The 14782-nt window shown below is 70.6% G+C and carries 14 protein-coding genes; 7 read left to right on the forward strand and 7 right to left on the reverse strand.

Features of this window, described 5'->3' with window-relative positions; all coding sequences use genetic code 11:
• Positions 1-25: 25 nt before the first annotated feature.
• Positions 26-952: a LysR substrate-binding domain-containing protein gene (locus BM297_RS16395; protein ID WP_092433438.1), complete on the reverse strand. Its 927-nt coding sequence runs from the start codon at positions 950-952 to the stop codon at positions 26-28.
• Between the two features lie 167 nt (positions 953-1119).
• On the opposite strand from BM297_RS16395, the gene BM297_RS16400 reads away from it, so the two are divergent.
• Positions 1120-2301, forward strand: a complete 1182-nt coding sequence (locus BM297_RS16400) for an acyl-CoA dehydrogenase (RefSeq protein WP_092433440.1) — start codon at positions 1120-1122, stop codon at positions 2299-2301.
• Positions 2302-2419: 118 nt separating this feature from the next.
• Positions 2420-3643 carry a CaiB/BaiF CoA transferase family protein gene (locus tag BM297_RS16405; protein ID WP_092433442.1) on the forward strand — a complete coding sequence of 408 codons (1224 nt, stop codon included), beginning with the start codon at positions 2420-2422 and terminating at the stop codon, positions 3641-3643.
• Between the two features lie 68 nt (positions 3644-3711).
• On the opposite strand, the gene BM297_RS16410 is transcribed toward BM297_RS16405, so the two are convergent.
• On the reverse strand, positions 3712-4083 hold the full coding sequence (locus tag BM297_RS16410; RefSeq protein WP_092433447.1) for a DOPA 4,5-dioxygenase family protein: 372 nt from the start codon (positions 4081-4083) through the stop codon (positions 3712-3714).
• Between the two features lie 105 nt (positions 4084-4188).
• Here BM297_RS16410 and BM297_RS16415 point away from each other — a divergent pair, with 105 nt between their 5' ends.
• Positions 4189-5757 carry a SulP family inorganic anion transporter gene (locus BM297_RS16415; protein ID WP_092433449.1) on the forward strand — a complete coding sequence of 523 codons (1569 nt, stop codon included), beginning with the start codon at positions 4189-4191 and terminating at the stop codon, positions 5755-5757.
• 96 nt (positions 5758-5853) lie between these two features.
• Here BM297_RS16415 and aroE read toward each other — a convergent pair whose 3' ends face one another.
• Complete coding sequence (aroE, locus tag BM297_RS16420) at positions 5854-6672, reverse strand: shikimate dehydrogenase (protein WP_092433451.1); 819 nt, start codon at positions 6670-6672, stop codon at positions 5854-5856.
• A gap of 117 nt (positions 6673-6789) precedes the next feature.
• Positions 6790-7707 (reverse strand): oxygen-dependent coproporphyrinogen oxidase, encoded by a 918-nt coding sequence (gene hemF / locus BM297_RS16425; RefSeq protein ID WP_092433453.1) that lies wholly within the window; start codon positions 7705-7707, stop codon positions 6790-6792.
• A 157-nt stretch (positions 7708-7864) separates the two neighbouring features.
• Here hemF and BM297_RS16430 point away from each other — a divergent pair, with 157 nt between their 5' ends.
• On the forward strand, positions 7865-8839 hold the full coding sequence (locus tag BM297_RS16430) for a quinone oxidoreductase family protein (RefSeq protein WP_092433455.1): 975 nt from the start codon (positions 7865-7867) through the stop codon (positions 8837-8839).
• Between the two features lie 53 nt (positions 8840-8892).
• Here BM297_RS16430 and BM297_RS16435 read toward each other — a convergent pair whose 3' ends face one another.
• The 3 genes from BM297_RS16435 to BM297_RS16445 form a co-directional block, all read right to left on the reverse strand.
• A complete protein-coding gene (locus tag BM297_RS16435; RefSeq protein WP_092433457.1) occupies positions 8893-9450 on the reverse strand; it encodes an L-threonylcarbamoyladenylate synthase type 1 TsaC in 558 nt (185 codons plus the stop codon).
• A gap of 93 nt (positions 9451-9543) precedes the next feature.
• Positions 9544-10665 (reverse strand): DNA-processing protein DprA, encoded by a 1122-nt coding sequence (gene dprA / locus BM297_RS16440; RefSeq protein ID WP_092433459.1) that lies wholly within the window; start codon positions 10663-10665, stop codon positions 9544-9546.
• A 118-nt stretch (positions 10666-10783) separates the two neighbouring features.
• The gene (locus tag BM297_RS16445) at positions 10784-11809 is read right to left on the reverse strand and encodes a LysM peptidoglycan-binding domain-containing protein (RefSeq protein WP_092433461.1); all 1026 of its coding nucleotides are present in this window, start codon (positions 11807-11809) and stop codon (positions 10784-10786) included.
• A gap of 140 nt (positions 11810-11949) precedes the next feature.
• Here BM297_RS16445 and def point away from each other — a divergent pair, with 140 nt between their 5' ends.
• From def to rsmB, 3 genes are read left to right on the forward strand one after another with little or no spacing between them, the layout of a single operon-like run.
• On the forward strand, positions 11950-12459 hold the full coding sequence (def, locus tag BM297_RS16450) for a peptide deformylase (RefSeq protein WP_092433464.1): 510 nt from the start codon (positions 11950-11952) through the stop codon (positions 12457-12459).
• Positions 12460-12508: 49 nt separating this feature from the next.
• Positions 12509-13450 carry a methionyl-tRNA formyltransferase gene (gene fmt / locus BM297_RS16455; protein WP_092433466.1) on the forward strand — a complete coding sequence of 314 codons (942 nt, stop codon included), beginning with the start codon at positions 12509-12511 and terminating at the stop codon, positions 13448-13450.
• Positions 13450-14781 (forward strand): 16S rRNA (cytosine(967)-C(5))-methyltransferase RsmB, encoded by a 1332-nt coding sequence (gene rsmB, locus BM297_RS16460; RefSeq protein ID WP_092433468.1) that lies wholly within the window; start codon positions 13450-13452, stop codon positions 14779-14781. Before fmt ends, rsmB begins: the two co-directional genes overlap by 1 nt.
• The last annotated feature ends 1 nt before the right edge of the window (position 14782 follow it).

Genomic DNA, 14782 nt, shown 5'->3' on the forward strand with positions numbered 1-14782 from the left:
AGGGACACCTCCACAGGGGCATGACTCACTCCAGTCCGGCCTCGCGGCGATAGCACTGCGCCGCGTCGAGCAGCCAGTCGCGGAAGGCGCGCAGCGCCGCCAGCTCCAGCTTGCGCTCGGGGATGACCAGGTAATAGGCCTTGTCGCTGAGCTGCAGGGCATGCTCCAGCGGCACCACCAGGCGGCCCTCGGCCAGCTCGCGCTGGATCATCAGCGGCGGGATCAGCGCCACGCCCATGCCGTGCATGGCCGCCTGGGCGAGCATGGAGAACAGCTCGTAGCGCGGCCCGCGCAGGTCGCCCTCGACCTGCAGGCCGAGCGAGCCGAACCACTGCCGCCAGGCATAGGGCCGGGTGCTCTGCTGCAGCAGCGGCAGGGCGGCGATCTGTCGGGCCGCGATCGGTCGGGCATCCCACTCCGCGTGCGCGGCAAGCAGCTCGGGGCTGCACACCGGCACCGGGTTCTCGCGCATCAGAAAGCTGGCGCGGGTGCCCGGCCAGTCGGCATCGCCGAAGTACAGCGCGGCGTCGAACTCGGTGTCGGCGAACAGGAACGGGCGGGTGCGGTTGGTCAGGTTGACGGTGACCTCGGGGTGCAGGCGCTGGAAGTCCTTGAGGCGCGGCAGCAGCCACTGGGTGGCGAAGGTCGGCACCACCGCCAGCTCCAGGCTGGTGCCGCCCTGCTGGCCCATCACCGCCAGGGTGTCGCGCTCCACCGCGTCGAGCTGGGCGGCGATGCGCCGGCTGTAGGACAGGCCATCCTCGGTGAGCATGACGCCGCGGCGGGTGCGGCGGAACAGCTCGATGCCGAGGAAGGTCTCGAGGCTGGCGATCTGCCGGCACACCGCGCTCTGGGTCAGCGCCAGCTCCTCGGCGGCCTTGGTGAAGCTCTGGTGGCGCGCCGCCGACTCGAAGGCGACCAGCGCGGCGGTGCTGGGAATCTTGCGACGCATGTGCGACGGCCTCACTCTCCGATGATTGAATAGCCGCCTGCGGCTATCTCGGAGTGAGAAAATAGCACAGCAGCGTGCGAAATCCTCGCTTGCCGCCCGGCGGCCAGCCCGCCTAGGATCGGGACATCGAACCCTTTGCCAACAACAACACTCCGAGGATTCCGCCCATGGCCGCCAACGCCCGCTTCAACTGGGAAGACCCGCTGCTGCTCGACCAGCAACTGGCCGACGAGGAACGCATGGTGCGCGACAGCGCGCAGAAGTTCGCCGCCGACAAGCTGGCGCCGCGGGTGCTGGAAGCCTTCCGCCACGAGCACACCGACCCGGCGATCTTCCGCGAGATGGGCGAGACCGGCCTGCTCGGCGCGACCATCCCGGCCGAGTACGGCGGCAGCGGCCTCAACTACGTGTGCTACGGGCTGATCGCCCGCGAGGTGGAGCGCATCGACTCCGGCTACCGCTCGATGATGAGCGTGCAGTCCTCCCTGGTGATGGTGCCGATCTACGAGTTCGGCAACGAGGCCACCCGGCAGAAGTACCTGCCCAAGCTGGCCAGCGGCGAGTGGATCGGCTGCTTCGGCCTGACCGAGCCGAACCACGGCTCCGACCCGGGCTCGATGATCACCCGCGCCAGGACGGTCGACGGCGGCTACCGGCTGACCGGCAGCAAGATGTGGATCACCAACAGCCCGATCGCCGACGTGTTCGTGGTCTGGGCCAAGGACGACGACGGCCACATCCGCGGCTTCGTGCTGGAGAAGGGCTGGCAGGGCCTGACCACCCCGGCGATCCACGGCAAGGTCGGCCTGCGCGCCTCGATCACCGGCGAGATCGTCATGGACAACGTGTTCGTCCCCGAGGAGAACACCTTCCCCGAGGTGCGCGGCCTCAAGGGCCCGTTCACCTGCCTGAACTCGGCGCGCTACGGCATCGCCTGGGGCGCACTGGGCGCCGCCGAGGCCTGCTGGCACACCGCGCGCCAGTACACCCTCGACCGCCAGCAGTTCGGCCGCCCGCTGGCCGCCAACCAGCTGATCCAGAAGAAGCTGGCCGACATGCAGACCGAGATCACCCTGGCCCTGCAGGGCTGCCTGCGCCTGGGCCGCATGAAGGACGAGGGCACCGCGGCGGTGGAGATCACCTCGATCATGAAGCGCAACAGCTGCGGCAAGGCGCTGGACGTCGCCCGCCTGGCGCGCGACATGCTCGGCGGCAACGGCATCAGCGACGAGTTCGGCGTGGCCCGTCACCTGGTCAACCTCGAGGTGGTCAACACCTACGAGGGCACCCACGACATCCACGCGCTGATCCTCGGCCGCGCGCAGACCGGCATCCAGGCGTTCTTCTGAGCCTGACCCCCCGGATCCGCTGGATGGGTTGAGCGCAGCGCTACCCATCACCTCGCTGGATGGGTTAGGCCGCCATGCGGCTAACCCATCGAGCACATCGCCACTTCACGAGGTTCCCATGTCCGGCGCCCTGTCGCATATCCGCGTCCTCGACCTGTCCCGCGTGCTGGCCGGCCCGTGGGCCGGGCAGATCCTCGCCGACCTCGGCGCCGAGGTGCTCAAGGTCGAGCGCCCCGGCGCCGGCGACGACACCCGCCACTGGGGGCCGCCGTTCCTGCGCGACGCCCGCGGCGAGAACACCACGGAGGCGGCCTACTACCTGAGCGCCAACCGCAACAAGAAGTCGCTGACCGTCGACTTCACCCGCGCGGAAGGCCAGCGCATCATCCGCGAGCTGGTGGCGCAGTCGGACATCCTCCTCGAGAACTTCAAGGTCGGCGGCCTGGCCGCCTACGGCCTCGACTACGCCAGCCTCAAGGAACTCAACCCGCGGCTGATCTACTGCTCGATCACCGGCTTCGGCCAGGACGGCCCCTACGCCCAGCGCGCCGGCTACGACTTCATGATCCAGGGCCTCGGCGGGCTGATGAGCCTGACCGGCCGCGCCGAGGGCGAGGAGGGTGCCGGGCCGGTGAAGGTCGGCGTGGCGCTGACCGACATCCTCACCGGCCTGTACGCCAGTACCGCGGTGCTCGGCGCGCTGGCGCACCGCGAGCAGTCCGGCATCGGCCAGCACATCGACATGGCCCTGCTCGACGTGCAGGTGGCCTGCCTGGCCAACCAGGCGATGAACTACCTGACCACCGGCGTGGCGCCGCGGCGCATGGGCAACGCCCACCCGAACATCGTGCCGTACCAGGATTTCCCCACCGCCGACGGCGACTTCATCCTCACCGTCGGCAACGACGGCCAGTTCCGCAAGTTCTGCGAAATCGCCGGGCATGCCGAATGGGCCGAGGACCCGCGCTTCGCCAGCAACAGCGCGCGGGTCGCCCATCGCGACGTGCTGATCCCGCTGATCCGCCAGGCCACGGTGTTTCGCAGCACCGCCGAGTGGATCGCCGCGCTGGAGCCGGCCGGCGTACCGTGCGGGCCGATCAACGACCTCGCCCAGGTGTTCGCCGACCCGCAGGTGATCGCCCGCGGCCTCAAGGTGGAGCTGCCGCACCCGTTGGCCGGCACAGTGCCGGGAGTGGCCAGCCCGCTACGCCTGTCGGCCACCCCGGTGCAGTACCGCAACGCGCCGCCGCTGCTCGGCGAACACACCGACGCCGTGCTCGGCGAGCTGCTCGGCCTGGATGCCGCCGCCCTCGCCGGCCTGCGCGAGCGGCAAGTGATTTGAGCGTCATTCCCACCCTCGGGAATCTTGACCGGGCCTGGCGCCCGGTTTTTTTTATTGCGCCAGGAGCCTCAGAGGTCGTAGACCACCGAGGTCTCCGGCAACACCGACAGATCCAGCGGGCGCACGCTGCCCAGCCAGATGGCGCGATCGCGGTGGTCGACCAGGTCCTCGCCGGTGATCGGGTGGACGAACACGGTCAGGCCCTGGCGGTTGAGCGCCAGCCACGGCAGCACCGCGGCGAACAGCTCGGCGCGCAAGGCCAGCTGGCAGCTCCAGTCCGCGTGCGGGCCGACCGCCCGCTCGTGCACGCGGCCCATCTTCAGGCCGGGAAAGCGCGCGGCGGCGGCCTCGCACAGGCTGCGCGCCTGCTCGAGGGTCTGTGCGTCGAAGTAGACGTGGGCGTGCCAGCCGCGGATGACGGCGGGGTTCAGCTCGTTCATGGCGATGCCTGCTGCGGAGTCGGGAGGACGAGGCCCATGATAGCCCGCACGGGCCAGCGCGGCGCCGATCCGCTACCCTGTGGCGGTCAATGAGTCGCGCGGCGAATCCCCATGCCCCATCGCTACAGCCTGCTGCCGTTCCTCCGCTGGCTGCCGCAGGTCACTGCGCGCAGCCTCGGCCGCGATGCCCTGGTCGGCCTGACCGGGGCGATCCTCGCCCTGCCGCAAGCGATCGCCTATGCGCTGATCGCCGGCCTGCCGGCCGAGTACGGCCTGTACGCCGCGGTGGTGCCGGTGATCGTCGCCTGCCTGTGGGGCTCCTCGCTGCACCTGATCGGCGGGCCGACCGCGGCGATCTCGGTGGTGCTGTTCGCCAGCGTCAGCCCGCTGGCCGTGCCAGCCAGCCCCGACTACGTCGCCCTGGTGCTGCTGCTCAGCTTCCTCGCCGGGCTGTTCCAGTGGCTGCTCGGCCTGCTGCGCTTCGGCAGCCTGGTCAATTTCATCTCGCAGTCGGTGCTGCTCGGCTTCACCCTCGGCGCCGCCCTGGTGATCGCCCTCGGCCAGGTGCCCAACCTGCTCGGCCTCGACCTGCCCGGCCAGGCCACCGCGCTCAAGGGCGCGCTGGTGCTGGGCGAGCACCTGCGCGAGGCGCACTGGCCATCGCTGGCGGTGGCCGCGCTGACCCTCGGCGTGGCGCTGGGGGTGCACCGGCTGTGGCCGCGCCTGCCGGCGCTGCTGCTGGCCATCCTCGCCGGCAGCCTGCTGGTCTGGCTGCTGCCCGGTTGGTTCGCCGCGGTGCCGCAGGTCGAGGCCTTCGCCGGCAGCCTGCCGCCGCTGGCCGTGCTGCGCTTCGATCTCGACAGCGTGCTGACCCTGCTGCCGGCGGCGGTGGCCCTCGGCCTGCTCGGCCTGGTCACCAGCCTGTCGATCGCCCGTGCGCTGGCCCAGCAGTCGCAGCAGATCCTCGAGGTGGATACCGAGGTGCGTGGCCAGGGCCTGGCCAACCTGGTCGGCCCCTGGTTCTCCGCCTACCTGTCGGCCGGCTCGTTCACCCGCTCGGCGCTCAACCAGCAGTCCGGTGCGCTGTCGCCGCTGGCCGGGGTGTTCTCGGCGCTGTGGGTGGCGCTGTTCGCCCTGTACGGCGCGGCGCTGCTGGCACACATTGCGCTGCCGGCGATGGCCGCGGTGATCCTGCTGATCTGCCGGGGACTGGTGGACGCGCCCGGCCTGCGCGCGCTGTGGCGGGTGAGCCGGCCGGAGTTTGCGGTGATGGCGCTGACCTGCGCCGCCACCCTGCTGCTGGAGCTGCAGACGGCGATCTACGCCGGGGTGCTGGCCTCGCTGCTGTTCTATCTCAAGCGCACCTCGCAGCCGCGCCTGCAGCGCTGGTACGAGGGCCGCGACGAGGTGCTGGGCATCGAGGGCTCGATCTTCTTCGGCGCCTGCGCCTACCTGCAGCGGCACATCCAGGCCAGCCAGGCGCCGGCCGTGGTGCTCGACGCCCACTACGTCAACTTCATCGACTACGCCGGGGTGGTGATGCTCCACCAGGAGGCGCGCCGTCTGGGCCTGCAGCAGCGCAGCCTGGTGCTGCGCCGGGTGCGTCCGCGGGTGCGCGAGGAGCTGCTCAAGCTGGAAGGCGCCGAGGCCTGCCCGCTGCAGTTCAAGGACTAGGAAGGCGCCGCGACACGCTGCTGAATTCAGTAGTCAGCTCTGTGCCCGGGGTCGGCGGAGCGGGGACAGGCGGGGCGCCATGGCGCCCCGCGACACTCAGCCCAGCAGGCGGCGCAGCTCGGCGAGCACCGGCGCCGAGTCCGGGCGCACGCCGCGCCAGACGAAGAAGGCCTCGGCGGCCTGCTCGACCAGCATGCCCAGACCGTCGAGGGTGCGCGCCGCGCCGTGCTCGGCCGCCCAGCGATTGAAGGCGGTCGGCTCCTTGGCGTACATCATGTCGTAGCAGACGGTATGCCCCGGCTGGATCAGGCTCGGCGAGATCGGCGGCAGCTCGCCGGCCAGGCTGGCCGAGGTGCCGTTGACGATCAGGTCGACCGGCGCGTCGATCCAGTCGAAGCCGCTGGCGACCACCGGGCCGAGATCGGCGAACAGCCGCGCCAGCTCCTCGGCCTTCTCCACCGTGCGGTTGGCGATCACCAGTTCGGCCGGCCGCTCGGCCAGCAGCGGCTCGAGCACGCCGCGCACCGCGCCACCGGCGCCGAGCAGCAGGATGCGCTTGCCGGCCAGATCGAGGCCGGCGTTGACGGTGAGGTCGCGCACCAGGCCGGCGCCGTCGGTGTTGTCACCGAGCAGGCGGCCGCCTTCCAGCTTCTTCAGGGTGTTCACCGCGCCGGCGCGGGCAGCTCGGGCGGTCAGTTCGTCGGCGAGGCGGAAGGCCTCCTCCTTGAACGGCACGGTGACGTTGGCGCCCAGGCCCTCGGCGAAGAAGGCGCGGGCGAACGCGGTGAAGTCGTCCAGCGGCGCCAGCAGGGCGTCGTAGGTCAGCTGCTCGCCGGTCTGCGCGGCGAACAGGCGGTGGATCAGCGGCGACTTGCTGTGGCCGATGGGGTTGCCGAACACGCAATAGCGGTCCATGGGAATCCTCGGGAAAGGCGAAAACCGTGGCCGGCGGGCGGGCCGGCCATCGCGATGTCTGGCGACATCGATGGCGGGTTACGTCGTTGCACGGCTAACCCGCCCTACGACCGGCAATCAGGGCTGACCGGCGAGCCAGTCGCGATCCTGCAGGAAGTACTCGGTCAGCCGCGCCTCCTCGCTGCCCGGCTCGGGCTTCCAGTCGTAGCCCCAGCGCACGATCGGCGGCAGCGACATGAGGATCGACTCGGTGCGCCCGCCCGACTGCAGGCCGAACAGGGTGCCGCGGTCGAACACCAGGTTGAACTCGACGTAGCGGCCGCGGCGGTAGGCCTGGAACTCGCGCTGCTGCTCGGTGAACGGGGTGGCCTTGCGCTTGCGCACGATCGGCAGGTAGGCCTCGATGTAGGCGTCGCCCACCGCGCGGATGAAGGCGAAGCAGGTGTCGAAGTCCCACTCGTTGAGGTCGTCGAAGAACAGCCCACCGATGCCGCGCGGCTCGCCGCGGTGCTTGAGGTGGAAGTAGCTGTCGCACCATTTCTTGTAGCGCGGGTAGACGTCGGCGCCGAACGGCGCGCAGGCGGCGCGCGCCACGCGGTGCCACTCGATGCAGTCTTCCTCGTGGGCGTAGTAGGGGGTCAGGTCGAAGCCGCCGCCGAACCACCACACCGGCTCCTCGCCGTCCTTCTCGGCGCAGAACAGCCGCACGTTGGCGTGCGAGGTCGGCACGTGCGGGTTTTCCGGGTGGATCACCAGCGACACGCCGAGGGCCTGGAAGCTGCGTCCGGCCAGCTCGGGGCGGTGGGCGCTGGCCGAGGGCGGCAGGCCGTCGCCGAACACGTGGGAGAAGTTGACCCCGCCCTTCTCGATCAGCGCGCCGTTCTCCAGCACGCGGGTGCGGCCACCGCCGCCGCCCGGACGCTCCCAGGCTTCCTCGCGAAAGTGCGTGCCGCCATCCTCGGCCGCGAGGGCGGTGCAGATACGGTCTTGCAGGTCGAGCAGGTAGGCCTTCACGGCCGCGATACGGTCAGTCACAAGTCACCTCGAATGCGGGTCTGGCCGCACGGACAGGCCGGCGGCGCGCAACAGGCGGCAAGCATACCACCGCGTTTTCCACCCCGCGCTTGACGCAGGCCATGGCGCAGGCTTGGATGGACGCCCTGTCGTTGTTTCCCAAGGAGAATGCCCGGCCATGGCCAAACGCATCCAGCTCAGCCGCCACGGCGGTCCCGAAGTGCTCGAGTACGCCGATTTCAGCCCCGCCGCCCCCGGTCCGCGCGAGGTGCTGGTGCGCAACCAGGCCATCGGCCTCAACTTCATCGACATCTACTACCGCAACGGCCTGTATCCGCTGAGCCTGCCCGCGGGGCTGGGCAGCGAGGGCGCCGGGGTGGTCGAGGCGGTGGGCAGCGCGGTCGGCGAGTTCCAGATCGGCGACCGGGTGGCCTACTGCACCGGCCCGCAGGGCTCCTACGCCGAGCTGCACTGCCTGCCGGCCGACGTGCTGGTGCCGCTGCCCGACGGGGTGAGCTGCGAGCAGGCCGCCGCGGCGACCCTCAAGGGCCTGACCGTGCAGTACCTGCTGCGCCAGATCGGCAGGCTGCAGGGCGGCGAGACCATCCTGTTCCACGCCGCCGCCGGCGGCGTCGGCAGCCTGGCCTGCCAGTGGGCCAGGGCGCTGGGGGTGAAGCTGATCGGCACCGTGGGATCACCGGAGAAGGCCGCACGCGCGCAGGCGCTGGGCGCCTGGGCGACCATCGACTACAGCCGCGAGGACGTGCGAGCGCGGGTGCTGGAGCTGACCGACGGCGCCAAGTGCCCGGTGGTCTACGACTCGGTGGGCAAGGACACCTGGGAGACCTCCCTGGACTGCGTGGCCAAACGCGGCCTGCTGGTCAGCTTCGGCAACGCCTCCGGACCGGTCACCGGGGTCAACCTCGGCATCCTCTCGCAGAAGGGCTCGCTGTTCGTCACCCGGCCGACCCTGGCCGGCTACGCCGACACCGCCGAGCGCCTGCGCGCCATGGCCGCCGAGCTGTACGCGCTGATCGCCGACGGCACCCTGCAGGTGGACATCGGTCAGCGCTACGCCCTGGCCGACGCCGGCGCGGCGCAGGCCGCGCTGGCAGGGCGGCAGACCACCGGCTCGACCATCCTGCTGCCCTGACAGCTGCGCATGGAAACCCTGAATTCAGGGTTTCCATTGCCGGCACGTCTGTATCAGGACGGGCGGATCACCTGGCCGGTGCGTAGGTCGCGGATCAGGCTGGGGTTCCTGCGTCCGCCCAGGGCGCCACCAAGCACGGCGTCGAGCTGGCCGCCGAAGTACTGCTCGACGCGCAGGCGCGAACGCGCCGCCGGGCGGCCGGCCGGGTTGGCCGAGGTCGACACCAGCGGCCCGGTGTGGGCGCACAGCGCGCGCACCCGCGGATGGTCGCTGACCCGCAGGGCGACGCTGTCGTGCATCCCGCTGATCCACTCGGGCAGGCGGTTCTGGTGCGGCACCAGCCAGGTGTTCGCCCCCGGCCAGCTGAGCTGCAGCTGCGCGCGCCAGGCCGGCGGCAGGTCGTGGAGCAGGAAGTCGAACTGGGCGATGTCGGCGGCGACCAGGATCAGGCCCTTCGCCACCGGCCGCGCCTTGAGCGCCAGCAGGCGGAACACCGCCTCGGCATCCCACGGGTCGCAGCCCAGCCCCCACACCGCCTCGGTTGGGTAGGCGATCACGCCGCCCTGGCGCACCACCCGCGCCACCTGCTGCACCTGCCACTGCCCGACCATGACCACCTCTGCACCCTGGGGAAAATGTGCCGCGCAGTGTATCCGTTCGCCTTGCCGGCGGCAGCGGGACCGACGGGCAGCCTGTAAGCAGATTTATCCGCGCGCGGTGCAGCACACCCAGCAGCCGTTGTCGCAGCCGATCTGCCCGTCCAGCTCCAGCTCGGTGAGCTGGGCGAGCAGCTCGGGCAAGGGCAGGCCGCTGCTGACGGCCAGCGCCTCACTGCTCTGCGGTGCGGCATGCAGCAGGGCGAGCAGCGGATGCGGGTCATCCAGCAATGCGATGGTCTGCTGTTGCGGCGCAGCCTTGGCCGGCAGGCGCTGCCAGCCACGCAGGGCCTCGAGAATGTCCTCGACTTTCTCCACCAGCTGGGCGCCCTCGCGGATCAGCTGGTGACAGCCGCGCGCGCCGGGATGGTGGATCGAACCGGGAATGGCGAACACCTCGCGGCCCTGCTCGGCGGCCAGCCGCGCGGTGATCAGCGAGCCGCTGGAGGGGCTGGCCTCGACCACCAGCACTCCGAGGGACAGGCCGCTGATGATGCGGTTGCGCCGCGGAAAATTGCCGGCGTGCGGTGGCGCCGCCAGCGGCAGCTCGGAGACCAGCGCGCCGCCCTCGGCGACGATGCGCGCGGCCAGGCCGGCGTGGCGTTTCGGGTACAGGCATTGCAGGCCGGTGCCGAGCACCGCCACGGTGGCGCCGCCAACCGCCAGGGCGCCAAGGTGGGCGGCGCCATCGATGCCCAGCGCCAGCCCGCTGGTGACCACGAAACCGCCGCCGGCCAGGCTGCGGGCAAACGCCGTCGCACTGTCCAGTCCCGGCCGGCTGGCCCGGCGGCTGCCGACCATGGCCAGTTGCGGACGCTCGAGCAGCGCCGGTTCGCCGGCGACGAACAGCAGCGGCGGGGCGTCGTTCAGCTCGGCGAGCAGCGCGGGATAGGCGGGGTCATCAAAGCACAGCAGGTGCTGCCCGGGCTGCTCCAGCCAGGCCAGGGCGTGTGCCGCCTGGTCGCGCACCCCGGTGCTGCGCCGCGCCAGGGCGGCAACCTGCGGCAGGCCGAGGGACTGCCAGGCGGAAGCCGGCGCGCTGAGGGCGGCACTGGCCGAACCGAACACCTCGAGCAGACGGCGAAAGCGCCGCGGACCGATCTCCGGCAGGCCATGCAGGCGCAGGCGGGCTTCCAGTTCGGCGGGGGACGGAGCGGCGGGATAGGGCATGGCGATCGTCCTTGATCGGGAGAGGAGGGCGGCACGGCAGCGCCGGTGGTCGACGCGGATCCTTGCGTCAGGCCAGAAACTCGAAGCCCCCGCAGGGCGGGGGCTTCGTTCACAGCACTTACGGGTTGCGTACCTTGTCGAGCACCGCCAGCGAGCGGTTGGCATTGAGCACCAGGCCGTAGCTGAGCTTGTCGTAGACACGGAACACCATCAGCAGGCCGGAGCGCTCGTCGGGGATCTTCACGCTCTCGCCGGTGAGGCGGTCGCGCACGGTCTCGCCGGTCTTGTACACCGCCAGCACGTTGCCTTCGCTGAGGCCATCGCGCAGGCCCTTGTTCAGGGTGACCACGTCGAGTTGGCCGACCTGGGTCACGCCGCGCGGGACGTCGAGGATCACGCCGTCGATGTCGAGAGCCGGCTCGCTGGGCATGAAGGTGGAGCTGATCGCGCGCTCCTCGGTGGGCAGCAGGCGGTCGCCTATGCGCACTTCCTGGGTAGTGCGGCTGAGCACCAGGGTGGTGATGTCGCCTTCCTCGGCCACCACTTCGCCGCTGCCGATATCGTCGGCGTTGATGCCGAGGACTTCGCCGGTCTGCGGATCGGTGTAGGTCTTGCCTTGACGGAACAGGCCATAGACCGGCTGGCCGTCGGCGAAGCTGCCGCGGGCGTAGATGCGGTCGCCGGCGCCACTGACCACGCGCTCGGCGTTGCCGGCGACGATGTACGGCGCCTGGGAGAGCTCGCTTTCGCTGTCGACGATGCGGTTGCTGAGCAGGAAGCTGTTGATCTTCTCCAGCGGAATGGCCGGGATGGCCTCGGCCATCGGCGTGCTGCGCACCTTGGGCGACAGCTTGATGGTGCCACGCGACTCGCCGCGGCCGAGCACGAGGCGCGGCTGGCCGTCGACGTAGACCAGGCTGAGCACGTCGCCCGGGTAGATCAGGTGCGGATTCTGCACCTGCGGATTGGCCTTCCAGATTTTCGGCCACTTCCACGGCTGGCGCAGGAACTTGCCGGAGATGTCCCACAGGGTATCGCCGCGCACCACGGTGTAACTCTGCGGATGACCGTCCCGGAGCAGGACTTCGGCCTGGGCCAGGCTGCCAGCCGCCATCAGCAGCAGGGCGACTAATGATTTCCTCATGAGGTGAATCCCTTTATCATGTGCCGACACACAAAACGTGCGCTGGCCGGCGAAATACGCGGCCTCAAGCCGTTTTTCGAGCTGCCGGGCATCTTATCAGCCGGTTTTCGATTTATTCCACAAGTGCATCACAAACGCATATGGCGATCCTGAACATTCTCGAATTCCCCGATCCCCGCCTGCGCACCCACGCCAAGCCGGTGGACGTGGTGGACGACGCGCTGCGCCAGCTGATCGACGACATGTTCGAAACCATGTACGCGGCGCCCGGCATCGGCCTGGCGGCGACCCAGGTCAACGTGCACAAGCGTCTGGTGGTGATGGACCTGTCCGAGGACAAGAGCGAGCCGCGGGTGTTCATCAACCCCGAGTTCGAACCGCTCACCGAGCAGATGGACCAGTACCAGGAAGGCTGCCTGTCGGTGCCTGGTTTCTACGAGAACGTCGACCGCCCGCAGAAGGTCAGGATCAAGGCGCTGGACCGCGACGGCCAGCCCTTCGAGCTGATTGCCGAGGGCCTGCTGGCGGTGTGCATCCAGCACGAGTGCGACCACCTCAACGGCAAGCTGTTCGTCGACTACCTGTCCAGCCTCAAGCGCGACCGGATCAAGAAGAAGCTGGAAAAACAGCATCGTCTGCAACACTCCTGACTCACCAGAAGGCTTGCCCGCGGCAAGCCTTTTTTCTTGAGCGAGCCCCATGAGCCAGCCCCTGCGCATCGTCTTCGCCGGTACCCCGGAATTTGCCGCCCGCCACCTGCAGGCCCTGCTCGACGCAGGCCTGACCCCAGCGGCGGTGTACACCCAGCCCGACCGACCGGCCGGCCGCGGCCAGAAACTGATGGCCAGCCCGGTCAAGCAGCTCGCCGTCGCTCGCGACATCCCGGTACTGCAGCCGGCGACCCTGCGCGACCCGGCGGCCCAGGCCGAGCTGGCCGCGCTGGCGCCCGACCTGCTGGTGGTGGTGGCCTACGGCCTGATCCTGCCGCAGGTGGTGCTGGACATCCCGCGCCTGGGTTGCATCAACAGCCACGCCTCCCTGCTGCCGCGCTGGCGCGGCGCCGCGCCGATCCAGCGCGCGGTGCAGGCCGGCGATGCCGAGTCCGGGGTCACCGTGATGCGCATGGAGGCGGGCCTGGACACCGGGCCGATGCTGCTCAAGGTCGCCACGCCGATCAGTGCCGACGACACCGGCGGCAGCCTGCACGACCGCCTGGCCGAGCTGGGCGCCGCGGCGGTGGTCGAGGCCATCCCGCAGCTGGCCGCCGGCACCCTGCGCGGCGAGGTGCAGGACGATGCCCTGGCGACCTACGCCCACAAGCTCAACAAGGACGAGGCGCGCCTCGACTGGCGCCGCCCGGCCGTCGAGCTGGAGCGCCTGGTGCGCGCCTTCAACCCCTGGCCGGTCTGCCATACCACCCTCGCCGAGGCACCGCTCAAGGTGCTGGCCGCGGAAGTGGCTGAGGGGCAGGGCGCGCCGGGTGAAATCCTCGCCGCCAGCCGCGACGGCCTCAGCGTCGCCTGCGGCGAGGGCGCGCTGTGCCTGACCCGTCTGCAGCTGTCCGGCGGCAAGCCGCTGGCCTTCAGTGATCTGTACAACAGCCGCCGCGAGCAGTTCGCCGTCGGCCAGGTGCTGGTCTGATGAGCCTCGATCCGCGACTGGCCGCCGCCCGCGCCCTCGGCGCCGTGCTCGCCGGCAAGGCCTCGCTGGGCAGCGCCCTGCCGGCGCAGCTGGACAAGGTCGACGCCCGCGACCGCGGCCTGACCCAGGAGCTGGCCTTCGGCACCGCGCGCTGGCAACCGCGCCTGGCGCTGCTCGCCGACAAGCTGCTGCAGAAGCCGTTCAAGGCCGGCGACAGGGACCTCGAGGCGCTGCTGCTGATCGGCCTGTACCAGCTGCTGTACACGCGGATACCCGCCCACGCGGCGATCGGCGAGACGGTCGGCTGCGTCGACCGGCTGAAGAAGTCCTCGGCCAAGGGCCTGATCAACGCCGTGCTGCGCCGCGCCCAGCGCGAGGGCGAAGCGCTGCTGGCCGACCTGGAACGGGATCCGGCGGCGCGCACCGCCCATCCGCGCTGGCTGCAGAAGGCGCTCAAGGCGCACTGGCCGGCGCACTGGGAAGCCATCTGCGCGGCCAACAACAGCCATCCGCCGCTGACCCTGCGGGTCAACCGCCGCCATGGCTCGCGCGACGCCTACCTCGCCGAGCTGGCCGCCGCCGGCATCGACGCACGCGCCTGCGCCTTCAGCCCCGACGGCGTGCAGCTGGCCACGCCGTGCGACGTCACCGGCCTGCCGGGTTTCGCCGAAGGGCGGGGCAGCGTGCAGGACGAGGCCGCCCAGCTGGCCGCCGACCTGCTCGAACTCAAGCCCGGCCAGCGCGTGCTGGACGCCTGCTGCGCGCCTGGCGGCAAGACCTGCCACCTGCTGGAAGTCGAACCGACGCTGGCCGTCACCGGCGTCGACCTGGAAGAGAGCCGCCTGGTGCGCGTGCGCGAGAACCTCGCCCGCCTGCAGCTGGATGCCAAACTGATCGCCGCCGACGCCCGCGCCGTCGGCCAGTGGTGGGACGGCCAGGCGTTCCAGCGCATCCTCCTCGATGCGCCCTGTTCGGCCACCGGGGTGATCCGTCGCCACCCGGACATCAAGCTGACCCGCCAGGCCGACGACATCGTCGCCCTGGCCGCCCTGCAGGGCGAGCTGCTCGACGCCCTGTGGCCGACCCTGGAGGTCGGCGGCGTGCTGCTGTACGCCACCTGCTCGACCCTACCGACCGAGAACACCGCGGTGATCGACGCCTTCCTCGCCCGCACCCCCGGCGCGCGCGAGCTGGACATCCCCGGCCCGTTCGGCCTCAAGCAGCCCCACGGCCGCCAGCTGCTGGCCCAGGTCGACGGCCACGACGGCTTCTACTATGCCAAGCTGATCAAGATTGCCGCCGCGCCCCAGCCGCGCGCGCTCAAGGAGTAGT

The sequence above is a fragment of the Geopseudomonas sagittaria genome (assembly GCF_900115715.1).
In the GTDB taxonomy this organism is placed as follows: domain Bacteria; phylum Pseudomonadota; class Gammaproteobacteria; order Pseudomonadales; family Pseudomonadaceae; genus Geopseudomonas; species Geopseudomonas sagittaria.

Excerpts from the sequence above, each read along its gene's own strand:
- BM297_RS16395 (WP_092433438.1), bottom strand. The coding sequence starts at position 952 with ATGCGTCGCAAGATTCCCAGCACCGCCGCGCTGGTCGCCTTCGAGTCG.
- BM297_RS16400 (WP_092433440.1), top strand. The coding sequence starts at position 1,120 with ATGGCCGCCAACGCCCGCTTCAACTGGGAAGACCCGCTGCTGCTCGAC.
- BM297_RS16405 (WP_092433442.1), top strand. The coding sequence starts at position 2,420 with ATGTCCGGCGCCCTGTCGCATATCCGCGTCCTCGACCTGTCCCGCGTG.
- BM297_RS16410 (WP_092433447.1), bottom strand. The coding sequence starts at position 4,083 with ATGAACGAGCTGAACCCCGCCGTCATCCGCGGCTGGCACGCCCACGTC.
- aroE (WP_092433451.1), bottom strand. The coding sequence starts at position 6,672 with ATGGACCGCTATTGCGTGTTCGGCAACCCCATCGGCCACAGCAAGTCG.
- BM297_RS16430 (WP_092433455.1), top strand. The coding sequence starts at position 7,865 with ATGGCCAAACGCATCCAGCTCAGCCGCCACGGCGGTCCCGAAGTGCTC.
- BM297_RS16435 (WP_092433457.1), bottom strand. The coding sequence starts at position 9,450 with ATGGTCGGGCAGTGGCAGGTGCAGCAGGTGGCGCGGGTGGTGCGCCAG.
- dprA (WP_092433459.1), bottom strand. The coding sequence starts at position 10,665 with ATGCCCTATCCCGCCGCTCCGTCCCCCGCCGAACTGGAAGCCCGCCTG.
- BM297_RS16445 (WP_092433461.1), bottom strand. The coding sequence starts at position 11,809 with ATGAGGAAATCATTAGTCGCCCTGCTGCTGATGGCGGCTGGCAGCCTG.
- def (WP_092433464.1), top strand. The coding sequence starts at position 11,950 with ATGGCGATCCTGAACATTCTCGAATTCCCCGATCCCCGCCTGCGCACC.
- fmt (WP_092433466.1), top strand. The coding sequence starts at position 12,509 with ATGAGCCAGCCCCTGCGCATCGTCTTCGCCGGTACCCCGGAATTTGCC.
- rsmB (WP_092433468.1), top strand. The coding sequence starts at position 13,450 with ATGAGCCTCGATCCGCGACTGGCCGCCGCCCGCGCCCTCGGCGCCGTG.